Origin of the sequence: Streptomyces sp. x-80 (assembly GCF_046549095.1) — a bacterium.
GTDB classification, from domain to species: domain Bacteria; phylum Actinomycetota; class Actinomycetes; order Streptomycetales; family Streptomycetaceae; genus Streptomyces; species Streptomyces celluloflavus.
Map to the genome: position 1 here is coordinate 22,155 of NZ_JAJPWM010000012.1, position 26,571 is coordinate 48,725.

26 protein-coding genes are annotated in these 26,571 nt (G+C 72.9%); 11 read left to right on the forward strand and 15 right to left on the reverse strand.

Translation table 11 applies throughout. From position 1 onward, the window contains the following. Positions 1–17 precede the first annotated feature (17 nt). The 3 genes from ACLJWH_RS24005 to ACLJWH_RS24015 all read left to right on the forward strand — a co-directional run bounded on the left by ACLJWH_RS24005 (position 18) and on the right by ACLJWH_RS24015 (position 3,349). A complete protein-coding gene (locus ACLJWH_RS24005) occupies positions 18–731 on the forward strand; it encodes an NTP transferase domain-containing protein (RefSeq protein WP_411143800.1) in 714 nt (237 codons plus the stop codon). A 413-nt stretch (positions 732–1,144) separates the two neighbouring features. Then, the gene (gene aceB, locus ACLJWH_RS24010) at positions 1,145–2,782 is read left to right on the forward strand and encodes a malate synthase A (protein WP_411143801.1); all 1,638 of its coding nucleotides are present in this window, start codon (positions 1,145–1,147) and stop codon (positions 2,780–2,782) included. 300 nt (positions 2,783–3,082) lie between these two features. Then, complete coding sequence (locus tag ACLJWH_RS24015) at positions 3,083–3,349, forward strand: SCO5918 family protein (protein ID WP_411143802.1); 267 nt, start codon at positions 3,083–3,085, stop codon at positions 3,347–3,349. 75 nt (positions 3,350–3,424) lie between these two features. Here the strand turns inward: ACLJWH_RS24015 and ACLJWH_RS24020 are convergent, their stop codons facing one another. From ACLJWH_RS24020 to ACLJWH_RS24030, 3 genes are all read right to left on the reverse strand, one after another. Next, positions 3,425–4,978 (reverse strand): YfcC family protein, encoded by a 1,554-nt coding sequence (locus ACLJWH_RS24020; RefSeq protein WP_411143803.1) that lies wholly within the window; start codon positions 4,976–4,978, stop codon positions 3,425–3,427. Continuing rightward, on the reverse strand, positions 4,975–6,396 hold the full coding sequence (locus tag ACLJWH_RS24025) for a M20/M25/M40 family metallo-hydrolase (protein WP_411143804.1): 1,422 nt from the start codon (positions 6,394–6,396) through the stop codon (positions 4,975–4,977). Before ACLJWH_RS24025 ends, ACLJWH_RS24020 begins: the two co-directional genes overlap by 4 nt. A gap of 177 nt (positions 6,397–6,573) precedes the next feature. Further along, positions 6,574–7,647 (reverse strand): FAD-dependent monooxygenase, encoded by a 1,074-nt coding sequence (locus ACLJWH_RS24030; protein WP_411143805.1) that lies wholly within the window; start codon positions 7,645–7,647, stop codon positions 6,574–6,576. A gap of 63 nt (positions 7,648–7,710) precedes the next feature. Between ACLJWH_RS24030 and ACLJWH_RS24035 the strand changes: the two genes are divergently transcribed. The 3 genes from ACLJWH_RS24035 to ACLJWH_RS24045 all read left to right on the forward strand — a co-directional run bounded on the left by ACLJWH_RS24035 (position 7,711) and on the right by ACLJWH_RS24045 (position 10,255). Continuing rightward, positions 7,711–8,265, forward strand: coding sequence for a TetR/AcrR family transcriptional regulator (locus tag ACLJWH_RS24035; RefSeq protein ID WP_411143806.1), 555 nt, complete (start codon positions 7,711–7,713; stop codon positions 8,263–8,265). 118 nt (positions 8,266–8,383) lie between these two features. Further along, a complete protein-coding gene (locus tag ACLJWH_RS24040; protein ID WP_411143807.1) occupies positions 8,384–9,199 on the forward strand; it encodes a GNAT family N-acetyltransferase in 816 nt (271 codons plus the stop codon). A 183-nt stretch (positions 9,200–9,382) separates the two neighbouring features. Further along, the gene (locus tag ACLJWH_RS24045; protein WP_411143808.1) at positions 9,383–10,255 is read left to right on the forward strand and encodes a chitosanase; all 873 of its coding nucleotides are present in this window, start codon (positions 9,383–9,385) and stop codon (positions 10,253–10,255) included. Positions 10,256–10,369: 114 nt separating this feature from the next. Here ACLJWH_RS24045 and ACLJWH_RS24050 read toward each other — a convergent pair whose 3' ends face one another. The 7 genes from ACLJWH_RS24050 to ACLJWH_RS24080 form a co-directional block, all read right to left on the reverse strand. Next, positions 10,370–11,833, reverse strand: coding sequence for a nucleobase:cation symporter-2 family protein (locus ACLJWH_RS24050; protein ID WP_411143809.1), 1,464 nt, complete (start codon positions 11,831–11,833; stop codon positions 10,370–10,372). 336 nt (positions 11,834–12,169) lie between these two features. Next, a complete protein-coding gene (locus ACLJWH_RS24055; protein WP_411143810.1) occupies positions 12,170–13,585 on the reverse strand; it encodes an 8-oxoguanine deaminase in 1,416 nt (471 codons plus the stop codon). A 156-nt stretch (positions 13,586–13,741) separates the two neighbouring features. Next, a complete protein-coding gene (gene pucL, locus ACLJWH_RS24060; RefSeq protein WP_411143811.1) occupies positions 13,742–14,692 on the reverse strand; it encodes a factor-independent urate hydroxylase in 951 nt (316 codons plus the stop codon). A gap of 7 nt (positions 14,693–14,699) precedes the next feature. Next, entirely contained in the window at positions 14,700–15,155 is a 456-nt protein-coding gene (locus ACLJWH_RS24065) for a hydroxyisourate hydrolase (protein ID WP_411143812.1), read from the reverse strand. After that, the gene (gene uraD / locus ACLJWH_RS24070) at positions 15,152–15,673 is read right to left on the reverse strand and encodes a 2-oxo-4-hydroxy-4-carboxy-5-ureidoimidazoline decarboxylase (RefSeq protein ID WP_411143813.1); all 522 of its coding nucleotides are present in this window, start codon (positions 15,671–15,673) and stop codon (positions 15,152–15,154) included. The genes ACLJWH_RS24065 and uraD overlap by 4 nt, the downstream gene beginning before the upstream one ends. A gap of 171 nt (positions 15,674–15,844) precedes the next feature. After that, positions 15,845–16,225 (reverse strand): helix-turn-helix domain-containing protein, encoded by a 381-nt coding sequence (locus ACLJWH_RS24075; RefSeq protein ID WP_411143814.1) that lies wholly within the window; start codon positions 16,223–16,225, stop codon positions 15,845–15,847. After that, positions 16,222–16,491, reverse strand: coding sequence for a hypothetical protein (locus ACLJWH_RS24080; RefSeq protein WP_411143815.1), 270 nt, complete (start codon positions 16,489–16,491; stop codon positions 16,222–16,224). The genes ACLJWH_RS24075 and ACLJWH_RS24080 overlap by 4 nt, the downstream gene beginning before the upstream one ends. Before the next feature lie 135 nt (positions 16,492–16,626). On the opposite strand from ACLJWH_RS24080, the gene ACLJWH_RS24085 reads away from it, so the two are divergent. From ACLJWH_RS24085 to ACLJWH_RS24095, 3 genes are all read left to right on the forward strand, one after another. After that, positions 16,627–17,466, forward strand: coding sequence for a TIM barrel protein (locus ACLJWH_RS24085; protein WP_411143816.1), 840 nt, complete (start codon positions 16,627–16,629; stop codon positions 17,464–17,466). A 113-nt stretch (positions 17,467–17,579) separates the two neighbouring features. Then, positions 17,580–18,476, forward strand: coding sequence for a 2-hydroxy-3-oxopropionate reductase (locus tag ACLJWH_RS24090; RefSeq protein WP_411143817.1), 897 nt, complete (start codon positions 17,580–17,582; stop codon positions 18,474–18,476). 474 nt (positions 18,477–18,950) lie between these two features. Next, the gene (locus tag ACLJWH_RS24095; protein WP_411143818.1) at positions 18,951–19,700 is read left to right on the forward strand and encodes a hypothetical protein; all 750 of its coding nucleotides are present in this window, start codon (positions 18,951–18,953) and stop codon (positions 19,698–19,700) included. 135 nt (positions 19,701–19,835) lie between these two features. On the opposite strand, the gene ACLJWH_RS24100 is transcribed toward ACLJWH_RS24095, so the two are convergent. Together ACLJWH_RS24100 and ACLJWH_RS24105 are read right to left on the reverse strand one after the other, a co-directional pair. Next, positions 19,836–20,450 (reverse strand): HAAS signaling domain-containing protein, encoded by a 615-nt coding sequence (locus ACLJWH_RS24100; RefSeq protein ID WP_411143819.1) that lies wholly within the window; start codon positions 20,448–20,450, stop codon positions 19,836–19,838. Beyond that, positions 20,447–20,821, reverse strand: a complete 375-nt coding sequence (locus tag ACLJWH_RS24105; RefSeq protein WP_037696304.1) for a PadR family transcriptional regulator — start codon at positions 20,819–20,821, stop codon at positions 20,447–20,449. The genes ACLJWH_RS24100 and ACLJWH_RS24105 overlap by 4 nt, the downstream gene beginning before the upstream one ends. Positions 20,822–21,199: 378 nt before the next feature. Between ACLJWH_RS24105 and ACLJWH_RS24110 the strand changes: the two genes are divergently transcribed. Together ACLJWH_RS24110 and ACLJWH_RS24115 are read left to right on the forward strand one after the other, a co-directional pair. After that, positions 21,200–21,763 carry a GNAT family N-acetyltransferase gene (locus ACLJWH_RS24110; RefSeq protein WP_411143820.1) on the forward strand — a complete coding sequence of 188 codons (564 nt, stop codon included), beginning with the start codon at positions 21,200–21,202 and terminating at the stop codon, positions 21,761–21,763. Between the two features lie 109 nt (positions 21,764–21,872). Next, the gene (locus ACLJWH_RS24115; RefSeq protein WP_411143821.1) at positions 21,873–22,247 is read left to right on the forward strand and encodes an MmcQ/YjbR family DNA-binding protein; all 375 of its coding nucleotides are present in this window, start codon (positions 21,873–21,875) and stop codon (positions 22,245–22,247) included. Positions 22,248–22,367: 120 nt separating this feature from the next. Here the strand turns inward: ACLJWH_RS24115 and ACLJWH_RS24120 are convergent, their stop codons facing one another. The 3 genes from ACLJWH_RS24120 to ACLJWH_RS24130 form a co-directional block, all read right to left on the reverse strand. Further along, positions 22,368–22,937, reverse strand: coding sequence for an RICIN domain-containing protein (locus ACLJWH_RS24120; protein WP_411143822.1), 570 nt, complete (start codon positions 22,935–22,937; stop codon positions 22,368–22,370). A 164-nt stretch (positions 22,938–23,101) separates the two neighbouring features. Further along, positions 23,102–24,799, reverse strand: coding sequence for an AMP-binding protein (locus tag ACLJWH_RS24125; protein ID WP_411143823.1), 1,698 nt, complete (start codon positions 24,797–24,799; stop codon positions 23,102–23,104). Further along, on the reverse strand, positions 24,796–26,499 hold the full coding sequence (locus ACLJWH_RS24130) for an AMP-binding protein (RefSeq protein WP_411143824.1): 1,704 nt from the start codon (positions 26,497–26,499) through the stop codon (positions 24,796–24,798). The genes ACLJWH_RS24125 and ACLJWH_RS24130 overlap by 4 nt, the downstream gene beginning before the upstream one ends. Positions 26,500–26,571 lie beyond the last annotated feature (72 nt).

The window sequence follows — 26,571 nt, forward strand, 5'->3', positions numbered from 1 at the left end:
GGGGTAAGCAGTCCCCCATGGCACCCAAGGCATCCATCACACCCACACCACGGTCGGCGCAGGCAGCGGGGGCGGCAGGAACGCCGAGGACGACGGAGGCCACCGGAGCGCGAGGGACGGCGGGGACCGCGCGGCCCGAGGAGCGGGGGAAGGTCGCCGGGCTGCTGCTCGCCGCGGGCGGTGGGCGGCGGCTGGGCGGCCGGCCGAAGGCGCTGCTCGAACACCGGGGGCGGCCCTTGGTGGAGCACGCCGCACGGGTGTTGCGGGAGGGCGGCTGCGCACCGGTGCACATCGTGCTGGGCGCGGCCGCCGCGGCCGTACGCGAACGGGCCGAGCTCACCGCGTACACCGTGTCCGAGAACCCCGACTGGGCGCAGGGCATGGGTTCCTCGCTGCGGGTGGGGCTGGCGGCGCTGGCCGGGTCGGGGGCGGACGCGGTGGTGGTGGCGCTGGTGGACCAACCCGGCATCGGCGCCGCGGCGGTGGCCCGGGTGGTGGCCGCGTACGAGGGCAGCGCCTCACTGGTGGCCGCGACGTACGGGGGCCACCGTGGCCACCCGGTGCTGTTCGGCGCCGACCGGTGGGAGCGGATCGCCGCGAGCGCGGCGGGCGACCGCGGCGCGCGGGCCTATCTGCGGGAGCACGCGGCGGCGATCAGGTTCGTCGAATGCGCGGATGTGGCCGAGGCGTACGACATCGACACATCGGAGGATCTGCGCCGACTGGAGTGATGACGGCGCGGCGAGTGACGCCGTCGGGGCGGGCGCCGATGCCGGGCGCCGGTGGAACCGGCACAGAACCACGACCGGACCGGGACCGCGCAGGACCCGGACGACCGGCACCGGCCCCGAACGATCGGCGCAGCACCGGGACAACCAGCCGGCTCCCGAGCTATCGCCCACCCCACAGAGCCGACGTGGCCGTGGTGGCACCCGGCGCCGGCCGCCGGCCGATTCCGCCGGCTCCGGGAGTCTCGACATCAACAAACCATTGAAGTTCCGCGATAAGGAAACTACTCTCCACAGGTCAGAAGCGTCTTGCACCCAGACGGCGCCCGCGACCGCACCCCGGAGCCGACGGCACCCCGTGCCGTGCGGGTGTCCCGGTGGCCGCCGGGCACCGCCGCCGAATGGAGTGACAGCTCATGTCCGCACCAGCGCCGTCCCCGCTGGCCACCGTCGAAGCCGGCCCCGGCAACACCCCCGCGCGGCAGGGCGAGATCCTCACCGACGCCGCGCTCGCCTTCGTCACCGAACTCCACCGCCGGTTCACCCCGCGCCGCGACGCACTGCTCGCGCGCCGCGCCGAGCGCCGCGCCGAGATCGCCAGGACCGGCACCCTGGACTTCCTCCCGGAGACCGCGCATATCCGCGCCGACGACAGCTGGCGGGTCGCCGCGTCGCCCGCCGCGCTGAACGACCGGCGGGTGGAGATCACCGGTCCCACCGACCGCAAGATGACCGTCAACGCCCTCAACTCGGGCGCCCGGGTCTGGCTCGCCGACTTCGAGGACGCCACGGCGCCCACCTGGGAGAACATCGTCACCGGCCAGCTCAACCTGATCGACGCCTACGAGCGCCGGATCGACTTCACCTCGCCGGAGGGCAAGACGTACGCGCTCAAGCCCGCCGCGGAGCTCGCCACCGTCGTCGTACGGCCGCGCGGCTGGCACCTGGACGAGCGTCACCTCCGGGTCGAGGGCCGGCCGGTGCCCGGTGCGCTGGTCGACTTCGGGCTGTACTTCTTCCACAACGCGCGACGCCTGCTGGACCTCGGCAAGGGCCCGTACTTCTATCTGCCGAAGACCGAATCACATCTGGAGGCCCGCCTCTGGAACGACGTCTTCGTCTTCGCCCAGGAGCACCTCGGCGTCCCGCAGGGCAGCGTGCGCGCCACCGTGCTGATCGAGACCATCACCGCCGCGTACGAGATGGAGGAGATCCTCTACGAACTGCGCGCGCACGCCTCGGGGCTGAACGCCGGCCGCTGGGACTACCTCTTCTCCCTCGTGAAGAACTTCCGTGACGGCGGCGCCAAGTTCGTCCTCCCGGACCGCAACGCGGTGACGATGACCGCCCCGTTCATGCGGGCGTACACCGAACTCCTCGTCCGCACCTGCCACCGGCGCGGTGCGCACGCGATCGGCGGGATGGCGGCGTTCATCCCCAACCGCCGCGACCCCGAGGCCAACGAGCGGGCGCTGGCGAAGGTCAAGAGCGACAAGGACCGGGAGGCCGGGGACGGTTTCGACGGCTCCTGGGTCGCGCACCCGGATCTGGTCCCCATCGCCCGCGCCTCCTTCGACGCGGTCCTCGGCGACCGGCCGCACCAGAAGGACCGGCTGCGCGAGGACGTGCACGTCACGGCCGCCGACCTGATCGCCGTGGACACCCTGGACGCCAGGCCCACCTACCAGGGCCTGGTCGACGCCGTGCAGGTCGGCACCCGTTACATCGAGGCATGGCTGCGCGGTCTGGGCGCCGTCGCCATCTTCGGCCTGATGGAGGACGCCGCCACCGCCGAGATCTCACGCTCGCAGATCTGGCAGTGGGTGGACGCGGGCGTCGTCTTCGACAGCGGGGCGCACACCGGCGAAAGGGTGACCGCGGAACTGGTACGCACGATCGCCGCCGAAACCCTGTCCGGCATCCGCGCCGAGGCCGGCGACGACGCGTTCGCGGCCGGCAAGTGGCAGCAGGCGCACGATCTGCTGCTGCGGGTCGCGCTCGACGCCGACTACGCGGACTTCCTGACGCTGCCCGCGTACGAGTTGCTGGACTGACCCCGGCCCCGGGGGCCCGTACCCGCCGCCGCACCGCGAGCGGTACGGGCCCTTCGCCGTGCTCGGCACGGTGGCGTTCCGGCCGTGGAGTTCCCGGCGGTGGAGTCCGGTTCGATCGGCGTCGGAGAAGTGATCTCCCTGGCGGGACGCGCGGCGGCCCGTTCGCCGCCCGCGCCGCCGGTATGCCCGTGGCGCGGCGCGCCGACGGGTCACGGTCCGTGTCGGCCGGGGCCTTGGGGGTGTCCGGATCCATGAGAAGGTGAGGTTTCGGGCTCCATTCCTGCGCACCCTTGTTGAGGCATGATGCGTGTCACCATTGCCGGCGTTTTCTTCTACCTTCAGGCGAGCGAGGTGGAACAGAAGATGAGCACTGTCACGCCGGAGCCGATCGACGGCGACTCCGTCCTTGTCGGCACCACCGCCTTTCCCGTCAAGCAGGTCGGCCGGATCGTCACCGGTCAGGACCCACGGGATTTCAGCGCCGGCGAGATGGTCCGCGCGCTGCGCCAGCTCGGTTTCACCTGCAAGCCGCGGCCGGCGGCGGCCGAGCCGACGCCCTTCCTCTGAGGCCGGGCGGCACGCGGCGCGGCCGCCCCGTCCTGGTGCGGCCACCCCGGCCACGTCGCCGTCCCGGCGCGGCCGTCAGCCGAGCACCGCGCCGAGCGCCACGAAGCCGCAGACGAGGACGGCGAGCAGGGCCAGCAGCGGCCAGACGAAACGCAGATATCTGTCGTAGCCGACCTTCGCCAGGGAGATGCCTCCCATGATGACGGCGGTGGTGGGGACCCAGAGGTTCATCCAGCCGCTGGCGGCCTGCCAGGCCGTCACCACCACCGCCCGGGAGACGCCCGCGAAGTCGGCGAGCGGGGCCAGGATCGGCATGGCCAGGGTGGCGTGGCCCGAGGTGGACGGGATCAGGAATGCCAGCGGCAGGTTCACCAGGAACACCATGACCCCGAAGGCCGCCGACGGGGTGCCGGAGACCACGCCCTCGATCGAGTGCAGCACGGTGTCAGTGATCTTCGAGTTGTTCATGATGACGGTGACGCCGCGGGCCAGCACGATCACCAGCGCGGGCGCGATGAAGTCCGCCGCGCCCTGCACGATCGTCGCGCTGAGCCGCTGCTCGCCCATCCGCGCGAGCATCCCGACCAGCACCGCGGCCACCAGGAACAACGCCGCCAACTGCGGGAAGGACCAGTCGAGTTCGAAGCCGTACGGGGGCGCGGCGGCGTTGCCGGTCAGGGCACCGGCCCAGGGGATCACCGAGAAGATCATGAAGGCGAAGACCAGCGCCACGGTCACCAGCACCGTCCTGTGCAGCCCGGTCAGTCCGGGTGGCGCCACGGCGTCCGCCGAGGTCCGGGCGTGTTCCTGGTCGCCGGGCAGGAAGCCGCAGAGCGAGCGGTCGGGGTTCCGGCGTACCCGGCGCGCGTAGCGGACGACATAGGCGATGGTGACGGTGGTCAGCACGAGCCACATCGCGACCCGTAGCGCGATGCCGTCGCCCAGGGAGATCTCCGCGGCGGACGAGGCGACGCCGGTGGCGAACGGGTTGACGGTGGAGCAGAGCACGCCGATACCGGCGCCGAGGATGATCGTGCCGGTGGCCACCAGCCGGTCGAAGCCGAGTGCGAGCATCAGCGGCACGATCAGCCCGTAGAAGCCCAGCGTCTCCTCGGCGAAGCCCTCGACGGTGCCGAGGAGGGAGAAGACCGCCATCACGCCGGTGATCAGGAGTGCGCCGCGGTCGCGCAGCCGGTGGGCGAGGCGGCCGATGCCGCGGTCCAGGGCGCCGGTGGCGAAGACCACGGTGATGAACGCGCCGATGGCGAGCACGAAGAGGAACACCCCCGCGCTGCCGTACAGTTCGCCGCTCAGTCCGGGGCCGACCTGCCCCGTCCTGGCGTCCTTGATGCCGTAGAGGCCGTTGACGGGTGACAGGAAGAGGTCGTCGAGGCGGTCGGGGAAGGTCTGGGCGGACGGCGCGCGGTGGTAGGTGCCCTGGACGGGGGCGCCGTGGCCGTTGCGGGTGTAGGTGCCGGAGGGGATGACGAAGGCCAGCAGCCAGACCGCGAGGGTGACGACGGCCAGGACGGTGACGGCGCTGGGGAAGGTGAACCGCTTCGCGGGCGGCGGTTCCGCGGGGGCGGCGGCGGGCGGGGCGGGCGGTTCGGGCGCCCGCGGGACCGTCATACGGTGCCCCCGGCCCGGTACGTCGCGGCCCGGTGCGTCTCGGCGTATTCGGCGAAGAAGGCCGCCTCGGCGAGCAGCGCGCCGCGCAGTTCGGACAGCAGCACGCGCTCGTCGGGGCCGTGCCGGTGGCAGAGCTGGTCCGCGGGGCCGAAGAGCAGGATCTCGGCGTCGGGCACCGCCTCGGCCAGGCTGTTGACCAGGGGAAACGAGCCGCCGGCCGCCGTGTGCACGGGGTCGGTGCCCCAGGCGCGGCGCAGTGCGCTGCGGGCGGCGCGGTAGGCGGGCCCGCCGGTGGCGGCCTCGTAACCGGGGCGCACACCGCCGGGGGTGACGGTGAGCGGGATGCCGAAGGGGCGCAGCCGTTCCAGGTGGCGGACGAGGGCGGTGAGCGCTTCGCGGGGGTCCTGGCGGGGGTGGACGCGGAGGTTGAGCGCGGCACGGGCGTGCGGCACGACGGCGGGGGCGGCGGGCGTGACGGGCGGGGCGTCGAGGCCGACGACGGTGATCGCCGGGCCGCTCCACAGCCGTTCGCCGAGGCCGCCGGAGCCCATCAGGGGGGTGCCGTCGGTGATGCCGGCCAGCTCCCGGAACTCGTCGTCGGTGAAGGTGGTGCCGTCCCAGGGTTCGCGGCGCAGGCCCGCGACGGCGACATCGCCGTGCACGTCGTGGAGGGTGGCGAGCGCCGTGACGAGGGCGAGCAGCGCGTCGGGGGCGGCGCCGCCGTACGCGCCGCTGTGCACGGCGGCGTCAAGGGTGCGGACCTCGATGAAGAGGTCGGCGGCGCCGCGCAGGGCGGTGGTGAGAGTGGGGGTGCCGGGGCGGATGTTGCCCGTGTCCGCGATGAGCATCGCGTCGCAGGCGAACATCCCGGGATCGGTGGGCGGGTAGGCGTCGAAGGCGCTGCCGTGCTCTGCCTGCCCCTCGAAGATGATCTTGATGCCGACCGGGGGCCGGCCGCCGTAGGCCCGCAGCGCGCCGATATGGGCCATCACGTTGGCCTTGCCGTCGGCGATACCGCGGGCGCGGACGCCGCCCGGGATGCCGGTGGGCTCGAAGGGCGGTGAGGCCCAGCGGTGTTCGTCCCCGGACGGCTGGACGTCGTAGTGGGCGTAGAGCAGGACGGTGGGGGCGTCGGGGGTGGGCGGCGGGACGGTGGCGGTGACGACGGGGGCGGTTTCGGGCAGGTTCAGTTCCCCGATGCCGGTCACGCCGGCGTCCCGCAGCAGGGCGACGACGAGGTCACGTGCCTGGAGGACCGGTTCGGGCGAGAGGCCGGGGAAGGCGATGGAGGGGATGGCCGCGAGCCGTTCGAGGTCCGCGCGCACCCCTGGCAGCAGCGCGTCGGCGGTGGACTCCAGGGCGGCGGACCGGCCCGCTCCCGGGGGGTCGTTGTCCGGGTCGTTGGCTTCCTGGTTCACCGCGGAACCCCTCTCCGTGGCGCGGCCGGTGCGCGCATATGGCCTCGGAATCACTCATTGACGTACCTTCAGAGCCAATGCAGCATATCCGGCATTTCACTACGTAGGGTGGCCGTACGGCAACAAATGGTGACCGTGGCGCTCGCGGTCACCGTCGCGCACGCCGCACGCCGGCGGTCACCCCGGCGGGCCGCCGACCGCGAGCGCCGCGCGCAGCACCGCGTTCCGCGCCCCCGTGCAGTGCCGCATCCGCGCCATCCGGCTCATCACCCGCGCTATCCGGGCCATTCGCCGGGTGTACGGCCGGCGCCGCGCGTCGTACGCCCGCAGTGCGGCCGGCACATCCGGCGCTGCCCGCAGGGCGGCCGCCAACTCCACCCCGTCCACCAGCGCTTCGCAGGCACCGCGCCCCAGATCCGGGGTCATCGCATGCGCGGCGTCGCCGATCAGCGCCGTACGGCCCAAGACGTACGACGGCAGCGGCGCGGCGAGGTGGTACAGGCCGTGCCGCAGCACCTCGGCCTCCACCAGGCGGTCGAGGATGTCGCGCACCCCGGCGTGCCAGTGGCCGAACCAGGCGCGCAGTACGGCGACTTCCCCCTCCGCCGCGCGGGCACCCTCCGGCGCCGCGGCCCCCGCGAACCAGTTGATGCGGCCCCCTTCCTGCGGGGTGACGCCGAAGCGCCGCCCCTCCCCCCAGGTCTCGGTGACGGTCCCGGTGTCGCCGGCGACCGTGCCGCGCCAGCCGGTGGTGCCCGAGTACACCGCGCGGTACCCGGTCCCGAACAGGGCGGCCCGGATCCGGCTGTTGATGCCGTCGGCCGCGATGACCACGTCGTACTCCCGCTCCAGCGCAGGCAGCTCGGCGCCCTCGACCGGCGCACCGAGGCGCACCGCCCCGGGGCCGAGGGTCTCGCGCAGGACGCGCAGCAGCGCGGGGCGGGAGAGGACGTGGACGGTGTCGCCGGTGCGCCGTTCGAGGCCCGCGATGTCGATGGGGGCGATGCGGCGGCCGTCCGGGCGGAGGAAGGCGCCGCCGGTCTGCGGCCGCCCGAGGCTCCGGACGGCGGCACCGGCGCCGAGGGTGTCGAGCGCCCGCAGCGCGAAGGGCCACAGCGCGAGGGCGGTGCCGCCGGCCGGCAGGGCGGTGGCCCGCTCGCGGACGTCGACCCGCCAGCCGCCCGCGCGCAGCGCTATCGCGGCGGCCAGTCCGCCGACGCCGCCGCCGACGATGGCCGCCGAGGGCTCCATGACTTCACGATACTATTTTTATAGTAGTCAAGCACGGTACACGTAGGACAAGGAGCGGGCGGCGTGGCACGACGGCGGGACGAGGTACTGGACGCGGCGGTCGAGGTGCTGGGGGCCGAGGGCTCCCGGCGGCTGACCTATCAGGCCGTGGACACCGCCGCGGGGGTCCCCACGGGCACCACGTCGAACTACTTCCGCAACCGCACGGCGCTGATCGACGGCATCGTCGATCACCTCCAGAGCCTGGAGCGCCGCGACTGGGAGTCGTTCGCGGCCGGCACCGATCCGGCCGATCCCGGTGAACTGGCCGAGGCGATGGCCGCCTTCGTCCGGCACGCCACCGGCCCCGGGCGGGCCCGCACCGCCGCCCGCTTCGCGCTCTTCCTGGAGTCCTCGGCCCGCCCCGAGCTGCGCGCCCCGCTCGCCCGAGGGCGGCAGACGGTGCTCGCCTGGAGCGCGGAGCGGGCACGCCGCTTCGGCTCCCCGGCACCGGAGCGGCACGGCCGGATCCTGCTCGACCACCTGGACGGCGTCGTACTGCACCAACTCTCCTTCCCCGCAGCGGATTTCGATCCGGCACCGGACATCCGCGACCTGCTGCGCGGGCTGCTGGGCTGACCGCGGGCGGACGCCGGCGGAGCCCTGGGCGCGCCGCGCAGGGCAGCCGGCGCACCACGCGCCGGGCGCGCGTCGCAAACCGGTCGCTCCGCGGTGCCCGGTGTGGTGGAGTGCCCGGATGACCACAGATGACACTTCCGAACGGGCGGCCGCCTACCGCGCCGCGTACGACGAGCAGCTGCGCGCCCGCACCTTCTCCCCCGAGCTGGGCGGGGCCGAGCGCGTCGGCCCGGTCGTGCGCGTTCTCGTCCCCGGGGAGGGCGGGCTGATCCTCTACCGCGATCTGGGCGGTCTCGACGGGCCCGAGCTGGACGCCTTCATCGCCGCCCAGCGGGATCATTTCGCCGCGCTCGGCCAGCCGGTCGAGTGGAAGCACTACGGCTACGACCTGCCCGCCGATCTGCCCGACCGGCTGCGGTCGGCCGGTTTCACGCCCGGTGAGCAGGAGACGGTGATCATCGGCGAGGCGGCCGAGATCGCCGCCGAGCCGCGGCTGCCGGAGGGCGTACGGCTGCACGAGGTCACCTCCCGGGCCGACTTCGACCGTATCGGAGCGCTGTCGCAGGAGGTCTGGGGCGGCGACCAGAGCTGGCTGGCGCCGGCCATGGAGCGATGGGTGTCCGGCGGCGGCGACCCGTGCACCGTGCTGGTCGCCGAGTCGCTCGCGGGCGAGGTGGTCTGCGCCGCCTGGGTCCGCTTCCACCCCGGCACCGAGTTCGCCTCCCTGTGGGGCGGCTCCACGCTGCCCAACTGGCGGGGCCGCGGCCTCTACCGGGCGCTGGTCGCCGCCCGCGCCACCCTCGCCGTGGCGCGCGGTTTCCGCTACGTCCAGGTCGACGCGCTGGACACCAGCCGTCCGATCCTCGCCCGGCTCGGTCTGGTCCCGGTGGCCACGACCACCCCGTACACCTGGCGGCCGGACGCCGGGAACTGACGGCCGGGCGTGGGCCGGGGAGCGCCGGAAGCGGAACCCGGGACGCCGTGATGCCGCCAACAGCGGCTGTGGCGGCTCGGGTTGGTGCGGCTGGACGGGTATACGGCACCCTTCAAGTCTGGTAGGAAAGCTTCCTAACGATTGGGGAACCCCCCTCGGACCACCTCGACTTGGAGGCCATCCATGCGCACCCGATCGATCAGCAGAGCTCTGCCCAAGACCGCGACCCGGGTCGCCCTCGGTCTCGCCCTGCTCGCGGTGCCGGCGACGGCGGTCGCCGGCACCGTGTCCCCGGCCGCGCCCGCCCATGCCGTGGCCCACGCCGCGCCGCTCACCGCGCGGGCCGCCACCGGCCTGGACGATCCCGCGAAGAAGGAGATCGCCATGCAGCTGGTCTCCAGCGCGGAGAACTCCTCGCTGGAGTGGAAGAAGTGGTACAAGTGGATCGACGACATCGATGACGGCCGCGGCTACACCGCCGGCATCATCGGATTCTGTTCCGGCACCGGTGACATGCTGGATCTCGTCGAGCTCTACACCAAGCGCAAGCCCGACAACGTCCTCGCCAAGTACCTCCCCGCGCTGCGCAAGGTGAACGGCTCCGATTCCCACAAGGGCCTGGACCCGAACTTCAAGAAGGACTGGGAGAAGGCCGCCCAGGACACCGCCTTCCAGCAGGCCCAGAACGACGAGCGCGACCGGGTCTACTTCGACCCCGCGGTCAAGCAGGGCAAGGCCGACGGGATCGGCGTCCTGGGCCAGTTCGCGTACTACGACGCGATCGTGATGCACGGCGACGGCGACGAGAAGACCAGCTTCTCCAGCATCCGCAAGCGCGCGCTGAAGTCGGCCAAGACGCCGGCCCAGGGCGGCGACGAGGTCAAGTACCTCAACGCCTTCCTGGACGCCAGGGTCTGGGCCATGAAGCAGGAGAAGGCCCACGAGGACACCGGCCGGGTGGACACCGAGCAGCGTGTCTTCCTCAAGAAGGGCAACCTCGACCTGAAGCCGCCGCTGGACTGGAAGACCTACGGCGACTCCTACCACATCGGCTGACCCCCGGCGGCCCCGCGCCGCCCCGGTGCCGCCGCCGGCACCCCGCATGACCCAACGGCCCGTACGGGAGCGGATGGTGCCGCTCCCCTGCGGGCCGTTGCCATGCCCGGCCGCTCAGTGCGCGGGGGCCGCCGCGAACCCGGCGGCGTCCGGCTCACCGTGCGCGGGGCGCCGCGGGAGGTCCGTCTCCTCGTGGCCGCCCCCGGCCCCGGCGTCCAGCGGACCGGGCCCGCCGTCCGGCCGCCGGCCGCCGAGGTGGTGGAAGACGAGGTTGAGGACGAGGGCGACCAGGCAGCCGGTGCTGATACCGGAGTCCAGGACGACCAGCAGGTCCTTCGGGAAGGCGTGGTAGAAGTCCGGTGCCGCTATCGGGATCAGGCCGATGCCGAGGGCCGCCGCCACGATCAGCGCGTTCTCGCCCTTCTCCAGCGTGGCCGAGGCCAGTGTCTGGATCCCGCTGGCGGCCACCGAGCCGAAGAGCACGATGCCCGCGCCGCCCAGGACCGGCAGCGGGACCAGTGAGATCACCGACGCGGCCACCGGGCACAGGCCCAGCACGATGAGGATGCCGCCGCTGGTCGCCACGACGAACCGGCTGCGCACTCCGGTCATCGCGACCAGGCCGATGTTCTGGGCGAAGGCACTGTTGGCGAAGCCGTTGAAGAACGGGCTGACCACCGTGCCCAGGGTGTCGGCCCGCAGTCCGCGCGCGATGGTGCGCTCGTCCGCCGGGCGGCCGACGATCCTGCCGAGGGCCAGCATGTCGGCCGTCGACTCGGTCATACAGACCAGCATGACCAGGCACATCGAGACGATGGCGGCGATCTCGAACCGCGGCGCCCCGAAGTGGAAGGGCACCGGGAAGCCGACGAGATCCGCCGCGCCGAGGGCGGAGAACCGGGTGATCCCGACGGGTATCGCGATCAGCGTGCCGGCGACCAGGCCGAGCAGGATCGCGATCTGCCGGAGGAAGCCGCGCAGCACCCGGCGCAGCACCAGCACGATGACGAAGGTCAGCGCGGCCGTCCCGATGTTGGTCAACGAGCCGTATTCCGGGGCGTGTTCACTGCCGCCCTGGGACCATCTGAAGGCCACCGGGAGCAGGGAGAGACCGATCAGGGTGATGACGGTGCCGGTCACCACCGGCGGGAAGAACCGTACGAGCCTGGAGAAGCAGGGGGCGAGCAGGAAGCCCAGCACACCGGCGACGAGCACCGCGCCGAAGATGACCGGCAGCGCGTGGCGGGGGCTCTGCGCCTGGCCGATGGCGACCATCGGGGTGACGCCCGCGAACGAGACGCCGTTGACGAAGGGGAGTTTCGCCCCGATCTTCCAGAAGCCCAGCGTCTGTAGCAGGGTGGCGATACCCGCCGTGAAGAGACTGGCGCCCATCAGGAACGCGGTCTCGGCGGGGCGCAGACCGCAGGCCGGGCCGACGATCATCGGCGGGGCCACCACCCCCGCGTACATCGCGGCCACGTGCTGGAGGCCGCTGGTGACCATCTTGACGGGTGGGAGGGTCCGGTCGACCGGGTGTCTGCGGTCGGCCTCCGGCTGCTGCCCGGGGCGTGGGGCCACTGCGGGCCTCCTGTCGTTTTCTGCACCGCTCTGAACGGGCGGGGCGAGGCTGTCACGGAGGGCGTGCGGAGTGGTGCGTGGGGCGGGAGGTCGTACGAGGGAGGAGGGGGACGAGAGGGGTGCGCAGCCGGGCGGGCCGGTGGCGCGCGGCAGAGTGGCGGTTCGGCGGTGCGGCGGTGCGGCGGTGGACCGGCCCGGGGGCGCGGGGGTGCTCTCCCCGCGTCCCCGGGTCCGGCGCCCGCGGATCCCGCTCGGATCCACGGGCCCGGCCGGGAGCCGTCCCTCCCGGCCCGGTCGGGGGCGGTACGCGTCAACGGCGTACCGGTGGCCGGGAGTTCAGTCCGCGGCGGCGATCCGGGCCAGCCGCCGGGCCTCGGTGCGCGCGGTGCGCGCGAGGGTGTCCTCGTCGACGCGGGTCAGGCGGCCGTCCTCGACGACCGGCCGGCCGCCCACCAGGGAGAGCGTGACCGGGGCGGCGGCGCCGAAGACCAGGGCGGTGACCGGGTCGGCGATGGAGGAGTGGCCGAGGCCGTCCAGCTTCCACAGCACCAGATCGGCGAGCTTGCCCGCCTCCAGCGAGCCGATCTCGGTGGCCCGGCCGAGGACCTGCGCGCCCCCGTAGGTGCCCAGCCGCAGTGCCTGGCGGGCGTTGAGGGCGGCTTCGCGGTGGGGGCCGAGGCGGTTGACGAGCAGGGCGTTGCGCAGTTCGGTATGGAGTTCGCCGGACTCGTTGGAGGCGGTGCCGTCCACGCCGAGGCCGACCGGGACGCCGGCCGCGAGCAGGTCGGGGACGCGGGCGATACCGGCGGCGAGGCGGGCGTTGGAGGACGGGCAGTGCGCGACGCCGGTGCCGGTGCGGGCGAAGGCGTCGATATCGGAGTCGTGCAGATGGACGCAGTGCGCCATCCACACGTCGCCGCCCAGCCAGCCGGTGGACGCCAGGTAGTCGGTGGGGCCCATGCCGAAGAGCTGGCGGCAGAACGCCTCCTCCTCGACGGTCTCCGACCCGTGGGTGTGCAGCCGCACCCCCTTGCGGCGGGCCAACTCGGCGCTCTCCCGCAGGAGTTCGGTGGAGACGGAGAACGGTGAGCAGGGCGCCGCGGCGATGTGCACCATCGACCCGAAGGCGGGGTCGTGGTGGGTGTCGATGGCCGCTTCGGTCGCCAGCAGGGCGCCCTCGGTGGTCTCCACCGCGAAGTCCGGCGGCAGCCCGCCGTCCTTCGCACCGCGGTCCATGGAGCCACGGGCCAGGGTGATCCGGGCACCGATCTCGGCGACCGCCGCCAGTTCGGCGCCGACGAGGTCACCGGCGCCCTCGGGGAAGACGTAGTGGTGGTCGCTGACGGTGGTGGCACCGCCCTTGACCAGCATGCCGAGCGAGCCCTGGGTGGCGGCGGCGAGCATCGGGACGTCGATACGGGCCCAGGCCGGGTAGAGCGCGACCAGCCAGTCGAACAGGTTGTGGTCGGTGGCGAGTCCGCGGGTGAGCCACTGGTAGAAGTGGTGGTGGGTGTTGACCAGGCCGGGGGTGGCCAGCTGCCCCGTGCCGTCGATCCGGCGGACGACGCCCGCCAGGTCCGCGCGGGCCCGGCCCGCGCCCACCGACTCGATGACGTCCCCGGCGACGACGATATGGCCGGTGGCGTACTCGGTGTCGTGGGCGTCGACCGTGGCGATGGCGCAGTTCTCGATGACGATCCGCGCGGCCGCGTGGTCCTCGACCGCGCGGTCCGGGGATCCCGGTACAGCCATGGTGCTTCCTTCTTCTGTGACGGGCGAGGGGGGTGCCCCTGGACGATGGCGGTGCCCCGCGCCGGTCCCCGTGGGATCCGGAGGCGCGCCCGCCCCGCTGTGGGGAGGGGAGGGACCCACGGCACGGCGCGCTGCGCAGGGGCCGTCAGAGGCCGGTCAGATGGTGGTCAGGTCCAGCGGGATCCGGGCTTCGGCGCCGTCGCGCAGCACCGTGGCCTCTATCAGACCGTACGGACGGTCCGCCGCGTGGTACACGGCGCCGTCGGCGGTGTCGTTCTCCAGCCCGAACGGCTTCAGGTCCACGAGGAAGTGATGCTTGTTCGGCAGCGAGAAACGGATCTCCTCGACCTCGGGGCGGTGCTCGATGACGCGCGAGCCCATCTGGTAGAGGGTCTGCTGGAGGGAGAGGCTGTAGGTCTCCGCGAAGGCTTGCAGCAGATGCGTCCTGACCTGCTCGTAGGAACGCTCCCAGGCGGGCATCGGCTGCGTGTCGCCGGTCCAGTTGAACCGCCAGCGGCTGGAGACCTCGGTGGCGAGGACGCGGTCGTACGCCTCCTGGAGAGTGGTGTACCGGTCCTTGATGTAGCCCCAGAACTCCGAGTCGGTGGAGTTCAGCACGACCAGGTCCTTCAGACCGGAGATGACCTCCCAGGTCTCACCGTCGTAGGTGATCTGGGTGAGGCGGGTCTCCTGGCCCTTGCGGGCGAAGGAGTGCCGGACCTCGTCGGCGCCGGGGGCGGTCGGGCCGGCGGTGGCGATCCGCTCCCAGGCGTACTCCTCCACGCGGATCCGCGCCCGGGTGATCGGCTCCTGGCTGGTCACGAAGTGCCGGGCCAGGTGGATGCCGAACTGTTCGGCCGATTCGATGCCGTGCTCCTTGGCGAAGGCGAACACGGTGTTCTTGGTGGTGTCGGTGGGCAGGCAGTTGGCGTTGGAACCGGAGAGGTGGACCTCTTCGAGATCGCCGGAGAGCGCGACCGAGACGTTGAGGTCCCTGATGTGGTGGGTGCCGCCGTCACGGGTGATCTTGACGACGCGGTTCTCCGCCTTGCCGTACTGGTTCTGGCCGAGAATCGCGGGGCGGGCCGGGCGGTGCTGAACGGTCATGTCGGTGCTAGCTCCCTCGGTATACGGAGTAGCCGAATGGGTTGAGCAGCAGCGGTACGTGATGGTGCTCGCCCGGCCGGACGGCGAAGGTGACCGCCACTTCCGGGAAGAAGGCACCGCTGTCCCCTGTGCGGGGGGCGTCCTGCCGTTCCTCGGCCTGCGGGATGCGGTGGTGCCCGTCCTGCGGGCCGCCGCGGTGCCGTTCCGCCGGGCCGGGCCGGCCGGCCGCGGCGTACTCCTCGACGGCGAAGACGAGCCGTGCCTGGGTGGTGCCCGCCGGCAGGGCCGGCAGGTCCGTGCAGCGCCCGTCCGCGTCGGTCGTGGCCGCGGCGTGCGCGGACCAGGCACCGCCGGGGCCGGAGCGCACCGCGAGGGTGACGGGGACGCCCGCCGCGGGGCGGCCCACGCTGGTGTCCAGGATGTGCGTGGACACCGACGCCGGTGCGGCCGTCGTACCGCTCATGCCGTGCCTCCTTCCGCGCGTTCCGTCAGGCGGGTCAGCCGAAGCCGGTTGATCTCGGCGAGCTCGCCACGGACGATCTCCCGTTCCCGTTCCGGTGTGTTGCCGATCCGGTGCCGGATCGCGTCCCGCAGGTGTTCCGCGGTGCGGCCGGCGGCGCAGATCAGGAAGACCTGGCCGAACTTCTCCTGGTAGTCCAGGTTCAGTTGGCGCATCTCCGCCGTGAGTGCGGCGGAGGCGCCGGTCATGCCGCTCTGTTCGCGGGCGGCGGCCGCGTCGCCGGACTCCGGCCGGCCGATGGGCGGATGCCCGGCCATCGCCTCGGCCAGGTCCGCCGCGGTCAGTTCGGCCACGGCGGCGTCGTTCGCGGCATACAGGGCGTCGGTGGTGGCGTACGGGCGCCGGGCGAGCAGGCGCGCCGCCCATGCCCGGCTGGTACACACCTGGTGCAGTGCGGCCTGCGCCGCGTTGTCGTCGGCTGCGTTGAACCGGGTCAGACCCGGTGGCGGGAGCGAGGACACAGACAGCCTCCGTGGCCTGATGCTGGACGGCTCTGTTGGCTGGAGACAGCTAAGACCCCCCGCAACACCACGTCAACACTTTGTTGAAAACTTGGCAACGCCCTGGCCGCCGCCCGGGAAACCCGGACGGCGGCTCGCGGGATCAGGACGCGGCCCGGCGGCCGGGGCGCCTCAGTCGGCCTCCTTGGCGGCGTTCTCCCTGTTCAGGTAGTTGTAGACGGTGAACCGACTGACCCCGAGGGCGTTCGCGACGATCTCCACGCCGTGCCGGACGGAGAAGGCTCCGCGGGTCTCCAGAATCCGGACGACCGACTGCTTGGTCCTGCGGTCGAGTTCGGCGAGCGGCATCCCGTGCCGGCGCCGGAGTTCGGCCAGGAGGTGGTCGAGCGAGTCCGACAGATGCGGGAGCCGCACGGCCACCCGATCCACTCCCTCCCAGGTCAGGACGACATCGTCGCCCTGCGCCAAGTCCGGCGCGACCAGCTGCCCGCCCATCGCCTCCACCAGCGGCTTCACCGCCTCGACGAACGGGTGGTCGGCGGGCCGGGTCATGTCGCGGCCCCCGCGGCCCCGTCGGCTTCCGCAATCACGTTGACCTGCACGGAGATCCGGGTGGCGCCCGCCGCCAGCGATTCGCGCAGCAGGGCGGCCACCACGTCGAGCACCCGGTCCGCGTCGCCCTCGGCCGTGTTGCCGAACGGACCGACGTCCACGGCGTCCAACTCGGCGCCCGTCACCACGTCCCGCCCCACCACCGCATGGGCGGGCGCCTCGTCCAGATCGAACGGCTCCGTCGTGAATTCCAGTCTCAATCGCACGGCGCTCAACCTACGCGCGCTCCGCCCCGGCCACCAGAAAACGCCCCGCCCCCTCTTGACAGCCCTCGAACAGGCCGGGCAGGGTTCCAGTGAGCAGAAATTCAATTCCACATTCCGGAAGGAGTGACGCGCCCCATGGGATTCCCGGACACGCGCTTCAGCGTCAATCTGTCGATCCTGTTCACCGAACTCCCGCTGCGGGAGCGGCCCGCGGCCGCCGCGGCGGCGGGCTTCACCGCGGTGGAGCTGTGGTGGCCGTGGCCGGACGCCCCGGTTCCGGAGCGCGCCGAACTGGACTCGCTGCGCACGGCGCTGGAGAACGCGGGGACGCGGCTGGTGGGGCTGAACTTCTACGCGGGGCAGCTGCCGGGCCCGGACCGGGGAGCGCTGTCCGTCCCGGGTGCGCTGTCGCGGGGATTCCGGGCGAACGTCCCGGTGGCGGTGGACTTCGCCCGCTCGCTGGGGTGCACCTCCTTCAACGCCCTCTACGGCAACCGCGTCGCGGGGGTGCCGGCGGCGGAACAGGACGCGCTGGCGCTCACGAATCTGACGTCGGCGGCCCGCGCGGTCGCGGAAGCCGGGGGCACGCTGCTGATCGAGGCGCTCAACGCGACGGAGTCCCCGGCCTGTCCGATCGTCAGCGCCCCGCGGGCGATGGAGGTCGTGGACGCGGTGAACGCGGCGACGGGGCTGGACAACGCCCGGTTCCTGATGGACCTCTACCACCTGTCGATGAACGGCGAGGACCTGGCCGAGGTCATCGACCGCCACACCGCGCGGACCGGGCACGTCCAGATCGCCGACACCCCCGGCCGCGGCGCACCGGGCACCGGAACGCTGGACTTCGCCGCGCTGCTGAACCGGCTGCGGAAGAACGGCTACGCCGGCTGGACCGGTCTGGAGTACCGGCCGGGCGACGTCACCGGCGAGGCGGCCTTCGCCTGGCTGCCGCGGCCCCTGCGTGCCGCCCGCTGACGCCGTGGCCGTCGGCCCGGGTCGGGTGCGTCGCGCCTCGCCCGCGGGAGTACGCGTCCCCCTGGAGCGGAAAGCCGAATCGAGCGGGAAACGAGCGGGAAAGAGGTGTCCGTATGAGCAGCCTGCCCAGGATCGGGTGGATCGGGCTGGGGATCATGGGTTCGCCCATGGCCGAGAATCTCCTCAAGGCCGGTTACACCGTGACCGGTTACACGCTGGAGCGGCACAAGCTGGACCGGCTGGCCGCGGCCGGCGGCACCGCCGCCGCGTCCGTCGCCGAGGCGGTGCGGGACGCGGATGTGGTCATCACGATGGTGCCCGCCTCCCCTCAGGTCGAGGCGGTCGCCTACGGCCCCGACGGCGTCCTCGCCCACGCCAGGCCGGGGACGCTGCTGATCGATATGTCCTCGATCACCCCGCAGACCTCCATCGACCTCGCCGAGGCGGCCGGGCGGCTCGGGATCCGGGTGCTGGACGCGCCGGTCTCCGGTGGTGAGGCGGGTGCCGTCGAGGCGGTCCTGTCCATCATGGCCGGCGGCGCCCAGGCCGACTTCGACGCGGCCCGGCCGATTCTGGAGACGCTGGGCAGGACCGTCGTCCGGTGCGGTCCGCACGGTTCGGGCCAGACGGTCAAGGCCGCCAACCAGCTGATCGTCGCCGTCAACATCCAAGCCTGCGCCGAGGCCGTGGTCTTCCTGGAGAAGTCCGGCGTCGACCTCGCCGCCGCCCTCGACGTCCTGAACGGCGGTCTGGCCGGCTCCACCGTCCTGACCCGCAAGAAGGACAACTTCCGCAACCGCGACTTCGCGCCCGGCTTCCGTATCGACCTGCACCACAAGGACATGGGCATCGTCACCGACGCCGCCCGCGCGGTCGGCGCCGCCCTGCCCGTCGGCACGGTCGTCGCGGGCCTCGTCGCCGCCCTGCGCGCCCAGGGCGACGGCGGTCTCGACCACTCCGCCCTCCTCCGCGGCGTCGAACGCCTCTCCGGGCACACCGCCGGCGCCTGAGCCCGGGGACGTGCCCGGACGCGCCACCGGGCCCCGCGCTTCCGGACCCCGCGCTTCCGGGCGGCGGCCGGGCCGACACTTTCCCTGTCGCGCCCAGGCCCGGCCGCCGCCCGGAACACCCGCCAACGCCCGCCCCCGCTCCCCCGGTCGGCCCCGGTGCACCACGGACTGACGGACGGCGGTGGGCTGTCACGCGCCTCCGTACCGGCCGGCCCGTTTCGGAGTGGCCGGCCCGTACTCGGCGGCAACGCCCGCCGGGCCCTGCGGACATCCGCGGTACGGGCACCGTGTGCGCCGCCCGCGCGCCCCGTGTGCGCCGTACTCCTCTCCCCGGATGCGCTGTGCTCCCCCGGATGTCTCCGCCCGTCCTGCGCCGCTCCATGCATTTCGGCCTCGTCCGCCCGCGTTTGGCGAGAGCATGGAAGGCGCCAGCAGAGCCGATCCGTCCGCCGATCTACCAGCCAGGAGCCGACCATGGCCGACAGCGTGCCGGTGCGGTGCCCGACGTGCCGCCGCGAGAACGCCTTCACCCCGCCCACCTTCCCGTGTGCGTGCGGCGCCCCGCTGACCCTGCCCGTGCTGCCCGGCGGACTGCCCGTCGAGATAGTGCACCGCACCTGGCAGGGCTCCTGGGTGGAGGTGCGCTGTGACAGCTGCGGGCGCCAGGACGACTGGCCGGCGCCCGAATCCGGCTGTGTGTGCGGGACCGTGGTCCGCGTCCCCGTCATGCCCGCACCCGTCCCGCCGCCGCCGAACTTCCCGGCCGCCGGCCCGCTGCGCACCGCGGCCGAGCCGCTGCCCGCGACCGCCCCGGGCCCCGTGCCCGCCGTGGCGCGGCCCGCGTTCCGGCCGGTCACCATCCGTACCGCCCGGGACTGCGTCACCGCCGCCGCGCAGTACCTGAAGTGGCTGGGCTACACGGATGTCGCCCGGACCCAGGAACGGACCGCCTCCGGCGTGGACCTGCGCGGCCGTGGCGTGGTGGCGCAGGTCGATCCGACGACCCGGTCCACGGCCCTGCGTGAGATCGAGTGCGTCTGGCTCAACGGCCTCAACGACTCGGCCACAGCGGTCTTCTTCTCCCTGGCGGGCTATGCCCGGGACGCCCGCTCCCGCGCCGACGAGCTGTACATCCCGCTGTTCGTCATGGACCTCACGGGCACCCCGCAGCCGGTCAACGACCCGGCCGACGAACTGATCCGGTACGGCGCGACGGCCCGGTGACACCGCCTCGGCCGCGGCCCGGGGGCCGGGCCGCGGCCACCGCGCGGGAGCGGTCGGAGTCCCGGTCCCGGAGCCGAGGCGGTGTCACCGGCCAGTGGCGGTACGGGGCCGCGGCGGCCGGACGTCCGGCCGCGCTCAGGCGCGGCGGACCCGCCAGAGCCATACTGCCGTGCCGACCATCAGGGCGAGGCTTCCCAGGTTGCCCAGGAGGGCCTGGACTTCGCCCGCCGCCCAGCCGCTGATCACGTTCCAGGTGACGATGGCGGTGGTCGGCACGATGACGGCGAGCAGTACACCGGTGGTCTTCTGGACGGCGGTCCAGTGCACCGAGGTGCAGAGAAGTACCGCGCCGGTGACGCGGAACAGGAAGCCGAACACCGGGCCGGGGTCGAACGCCGCGTCGGGGCCGATGGAGAAGATCATCGTGAAGGGCATCGAGAGGGTCAGCATCAGGAGTGGCACCAGGGGGTGCACCTTGCCGCGCCGGGCAGGTGCGCCGGCACCGCTCCGGGCCGGGGCTCCGGCGGCCTCGTTCCCCGTCTCGGCCAGCGCCGTCGCCGCGATCGTACGGGGGTCCCCCAGCGCCGCCAGGACCTCGCCGATCGCGGCATCGGGGCGTTCGGCGCGCGTCACCTCGATGTGTTCGGCGAGGTCGGCGAGGAGTTCCTGGCGGCGGTCGGCGGGGAGCGCGGATGCCTCGCGTTCGACGGCGGAGAGGTAGTCGCGTATGGGGTCGGCAGAGGTCTTCATGCGAGGTCTCCGGTGGAGGGATGGGGGGTGGTGAGGAAGGCGTCGACGGCGTTGCGGAAGCCGGGCCAGACGCGGGTGAACTCGTCGAGCGCGGCCCGGCCGCTGTCGGTGAGCGCGTAGTAGCGACGGGGCGGTCCGGAGGCGGACTCCTGCCAGGTGGTGGTGACCAGGTCGTCGCGACGGAGCCGGGAGAGCAGCGGGTAGACCGTGCCCTGGCTGGTGGCCAGGGCACCGGAGTCCTCCAGGGCATGGAGGAGTTCCACGCCGTAGCGGGGGCGGTCCCGCATCAGGGCGAGTACGCAGTACTCCAGGACACCCTTGCGCAGCTGGGCGGCTGCCCGAGCCTGCTTGGTCGAATCACCTGGTTCCATGCGATGCAAGATACCTGGTGGGGCAAGTGGATGGAAGGGGGGATGTCCCTGACCGGCCGCCGTGGCGAATGCTCCGGCGAGGAATTGGCGCCGTGCCACCGGGGCGTGCCCTTCTGCCGGTGCGACCGGGGTCGCGCCGTTGTCGGCGGGGCCGACCGGTCCGGGCGCAGTGCCGAGATGACGGACGGCCCTCGCGAGGGTGGTCATGTCGCAGGCGGCCGCGCCCGGCTCCTCCCCCCGGGATACCGCGGACCGGGTTGAGCCGCGGGCATCGTCGGCCGCCGAGACCGGCCGCTGCCGCTCGCTGCTGCGGCGCGGCGACCCGGCGGCCGTCGAAACCCGGTCGCCGCACCCGGCGGAAACGGCGACACTGTCCGGATGATCATCCGTATTGCCACGCCCGAAGACCTGCCCGCACTGCGTGACCTCGAACGGGCCGCCGGAGAGCCGTTCCGCGCCCTGGGTATGCCGCAGATCGCGGACGACGAGCCGCCGACGACGGCGCAGCTCACGGAGTATCAGCAGGCGGGCCGGCTGCTGGTCGCCCATGACGAGCCGGGCGAAGGCGGCGCCGAGGACCGGCCGGCCGCCTACGTGATGTGGGAGCCGGTCGACGGCTGTACCCATATCGAGCAGGTGTCGGTGCGCCCCGACCGTGCGCGGCGCGGCCTCGGCCGGGCGCTGATCGACCGGGCGGAGCAGGCCGCCGGACCGTACCCGCTGACCCTGACCACCTTCGCCGAGGTCCCGTGGAACGCCCCGTACTACGCCCGGATCGGGTTCCGCGTCCTGGCCGACACCGAGCTGACTCCGGGGCTGCGGGCCATCCGCGCCCACGAGGCGGCGCTCGGTCTGGACCGCTGGCCCCGGGTGTGCATGCGACGGGCCGCGGCGGGGGCGGCCCCAGAGCCGGGTCCGGCGGCGCCGGAGTCCGCGCGCTGAGGCCCGCGTTCCCCGGTGGAACGGCTCTTCGCGGGCAAGTGCCCCGCGAGGAGCTGTTCCGCTACTGACGTGCCGTCAGCTCAGGAACCGGGCGCGCCATACTGTGACCATGATCGACGCGAACGCCCTCCGGTCCGCCTGTCTGGACCTCAACGGCGCGACCGAGGAATTCCCCTTCTCCCGGCACCCGGACGTGTCCACCTTCAAGGTCGGCGGCAAGATCTTCGCGCTGACCACGCTGACGGCCCTGCCGCTGACCGTGAGCCTCAAATGCGAGCCGGAGCTGGCCGAGCGGCTGCGCGTGGCGCACCCGGAGGTACGGCCCGGCTATCACCTCAACAAGCGGCACTGGAACACCGTCTCGCTCGACGGCGAGCTGCCCGACCGGCTGGTCCTCGACCTGATCGAGGACTCCTACGACCTCATCGTCGCGGCCCTCCCGCGCGCCCAGCGCCTCCTCCTCGACTGGCCGGGACAGCGCTGACCGGCCCCGCCCTCCGAGGAGTGGAGGGCGGAGCCGGCCAGGGTGGTGTGGTCCCGGCTGCGCGCTGTCAGGTCCGTGGCGGCGGACGTGGGCAGCGCGGCCGGGGGCGTGGCGCCCGGGTCAGGACACCGGTTCCCACACGGGCAGCCAGACGTCGTTGGCCGAGCCGTGGGCGGAGCAGGTGTACTGGATCAGCGCCTTCCCCTTGCCGACGCCGCCTTCGACGTTCAGGCACTTGCCGCTGGACCTGACGACGACCTGGTAACCGATGCCCTTGGGCACGAACCTCCACTGTTCGTTGGCGCCGCTGTCACAGGTGTACTGGATGACCGGTGCGCCGTTCTCGTGCCCGCCGCCCCGGACGTTCAGGCACTTGCCGCTCTCCCGGGAGGCGAGCCGGTAGTAGCCGTCGCTGACCGCGGTGGCCTCCCAGCGCTCGTTCTTGCCGCCGGTCCAGGGCCACTGGATGACCGGGGTGCCGTTCTCGCTCCCGCCACCGCGGACGTTGGCGACCTGACCGGGCTCCGATGCCAGCCGCAGGCTCAGCCGTCCCACCGAGGCCGCGTGGGCCGCCGTGGGCTGGACCGGCACGGGCTCGGCGGCGGCGGCCGGCCCCGACAGGGCGCAGACCAGCGCCGTCCCCACGAGGGCGGTGGCCGCGGCCACCAGGTTCCGCTTGAATGCCGACATGGCTTCTCCTGACAGGACTTGGCGAACTCGGCCGGAGGGTCCGGCCGAAGAGGAGCATGGCGAAGGCGGCACGGCCAAGGGAGAAATGAACGCGGAAACAATCCTTTCGTGTGATATTCCCGGGAGATGTAGATCGGTCGGTACGGACGCGGTCCGTCCGGTGGTCAGGCGCCGGCCGACGCGGGCGGCGCCGCGTCCCGGGCCCCCGACCCGCCCCGTTCCCTCGCCAGCCGTTCGCGCAGTTCGACCTTGCGGACCTTGCCGCTGACCGTCATCGGGAAGGAGTCGAGGATCTCCAGATGGCGCGGCACCTTGAAGTGGGCGAGCCGGGAGCGGCAGTACAGGTCCAACTCCTCCTGGGTGAGCGTGCCTTGGGGGTCGCGGAGGATGACGCAGGCGGCGATTTCCTCGCCGTACTTCGGGTCCGGGACGCCGACGACCTGGACGTCGGCGATCTTGGGATGGGAGTAGAGGAACTCCTCGATCTCGCGCGGGTAGACGTTCTCGCCGCCCCTGATGATCATGTCCTTGATGCGGCCGACGATCCGCACATAGCCGTCGTCGTTCATCACCGCCAGATCGCCGGTGTGCATCCACCGGTCGGCGTCGATGACCTCGGCGGTGCGGGCCGGCTCCTGCCAGTAGCCGAGCATCACGCTGTAGCCGCGGGTGCACAGCTCCCCCGGTTCGCCGCGCGGCACCGTCGCGCCGGTCGCCGGGTCGGCGATCCGCACCTCGATGTGCGGCAGCACCCGGCCGACCGTCGCGGTGCGGTGCGCCAGGTCGTCGTCGCGGCGCGTCTGGGTGGAGACCGGGGAGGTCTCGGTCATGCCGTAGCAGATGGAGACCTCGGCCATGTGCATCTCGGCGACCACCCGTTTCATCACCTCCTCCGGGCAGGGCGAGCCCGCCATGATGCCGGTGCGCAGCGAGGTCAGGTCGTAGCCGGCGAAGTCGGGGTGGTCGAGTTCGGCGATGAACATGGTGGGGACGCCGTACAGGGAGGTGCACCGCTCGTCCTGGACCGCCCGGAGGGTGGCCACCGGGTCGAAGGCGGGCGCCGGGATGACGATGCAGGCGCCGTGCGAGGTGGCCCCGAGGTTGCCCATGACCATGCCGAAGCAGTGGTAGAAGGGGACGGGCAGGCACACCCGGTCGTGTTCGGTGTAGCCGATCGTCTCGCCCACCCAGTAGCCGTTGTTGAGGATGTTGCGGTGGGAGAGGGTGGCGCCCTTGGGGAAGCCGGTGGTGCCGGAGGTGTACTGGATGTTGACCGGATCGTCGGCGGACAGCTCCGCCTCGCACTCGGCGAGCCGGGTGTGCGGGACTGCGCTGCCGGCGGCCACCAACCCGTCCCAGCTGGGATCGCCGACGTAGACCACCTCGCGCAGCGCCGGGGTCTCGGCCCGGACCTGTTCGATCATGCCGCGGTAGTCGCTGGACTTGTGGTGGGTCACCGAGACCAGGAGCCGGACGCCGGCCTGCTGGAGGACGTACGCCAACTCGTGGACGCGGTAGGCGGGGTTGACGTTGACGAGGATGGCGCCGATCCGGGCGGTGGCGTACTGGACGAGCACCCACTCGGGGCAGTTGGGCGCCCAGATACCGACCCGGTCGCCCTTGCCGATGCCCTTGGCGAGCAGGCCGAGCGCCACCTCGTCCACCGCCCGGCCCAGTTCGGAGTACGTCCAGCGGCGGCCGCCGACCGCCTCGACCAGCGCCTCGCGGTCGCCGAACCGGGCGATGACGCGGGCCAGGTCGGCGCCGATGGTGTGGTCGATCAGCGGCCGGCCGGTGGCCCCGGCGGCGTACGACGGCGCCGGCTGCGGCCCGGTGTCCGGCTCGGTGTGCGGACGGCTCATCGGTGGTCCTCCTCCCGGTACTCGGCGCCGCCGTCGCCGTGCGCGGTGCGCTCGCGCAGTTCGACGCGGCGGATCTTGCCGGAGACGGTCTTCGGCAGCTCGGCGAACTCCAGCCGCCGGATGCGCTTGTAGGGGGCCAGCACCTCCCGGGAGTGCGCGAAGAGCAGCTTCGCGGTCTCCGGGCCGGGCGCCCAGCCGGCCGCCAGCACGATGTACGCCTTGGGGACGGCCAGCCGCAGCGGGTCGGGGGCCGGGACGACGGCGGCCTCGGCGACCGCCTCGTGCTCCAGCAGGGCGCTCTCCAGCTCGAACGGCGAGATCTTGTAGTCGGATGCCTTGAACACGTCGTCGGCGCGGCCGACATAGGTGATCCAGCCGTCGCTGTCGCGGGCGCCGATGTCGCCGGTGCGGTAGTAGCCGCCGGCCATCGCCTCCGCGGTGCGCGCCGGGTCGCCCGCGTAACCGGCCATCAGGCCGACGGGGTGCGCGGCGAGGTCGAGGGCGATCTCGCCCTCGTCGGCCGGGGCGCCGCTGACCGGGTCCAGCAGCACGACCTCGAAGCCGGGGGTGGGCCGGCCCATGGAGCCCGGTTTGACCTGCTGGCCGGGGGTGTTGGCGACCTGGACGGCGGTCTCGGTCTGCCCGAAGCCGTCCCGGATCGTCACGCCCCAGCGCTGCCGCACCTGCTCGATGATCTCCGGGTTGAGCGGTTCCCCGGCCGCGACGATCTCCCGCGGCGGGTGCCGGAGCACCGACAGATCGGCCTGGATGAGCATCCGCCACACGGTGGGCGGGGCGCAGAAGCTGGTGACGCGCGCCCGGTCCATTTCGGCCATCAGCCGGGCCGCGTCGAAGCGGGTGTAGTTGTGGATGAAGACGGTGGCCTCGGCGTTCCAGGGCGCGAAGAGATTGGACCAGGCGTGCTTGGCCCAGCCGGGCGAGGAGATGTTCAGATGCACGTCGCCGGGCCGCAGACCGGTCCAGTACATCGTCGCGAGGTGACCGATGGGGTAGGAGGCGTGGGTGTGCTCGACGAGCTTGGGCCGGGCGGTGGTGCCGGAGGTGAAGTACAGCATCAGCGCGTCGTCGGCCCGGGTGGGCCCGTCGGGCCGGTAGTCGGCGGGGCCGTCGTACGCCTCCTCGTAGGCGAGCCAGCCGGTGTCCGCGCCGCCCACCGCGATCCGGGTGTAGTCGCCGGGGACGGCGGCGAACTTGCCGGTGTCCGCGGCGCGCACCACGACGTGCCGGGCCCGGCCGCGGTGGACGCGGTCGGCGAGGTCGGCCGGGCCCAGCAGCGGTGTCGCGGGGATGACGACGGCGCGCAGCTTCATCGCGGCGAGCGCGGTCTCCCACAGTTCGGCCTGGTTGCCGAGCATCACGACGATCCGGTCACCGGGCCGTACCCCGTTGCCGGCCAGCCAGTTGGCGACCTGGTCGGAGCGGCGGCGCAGGTCCGCGAAGGTGAGGCGGGTCTCGACGCCGTCCTCCTCGACGATGTGCAGCGCGGTCCGGTCGTTGCCGCGGGCGATGACGTCGAACCAGTCCAGCGCCCAGTTGAAACGCCCGGGGCGGGGCCAGCGGAAGGCCGCGCGGGCCGCGTCGTAGTCCTCCCGGTGCCGGAGCAGCAGGTCCCGCGCCGCCCGGAACTCCTCGGTGGCGGCCGGTGCGCGGCCCGCCGCACCGGTTTCCGTGTCCCTCATGTGTCCTCCTCGTTGCCGCACCGCTGCCCGCCATCGTGTAATCAGTGACGCAGGTCTCACCACCCCCGAACG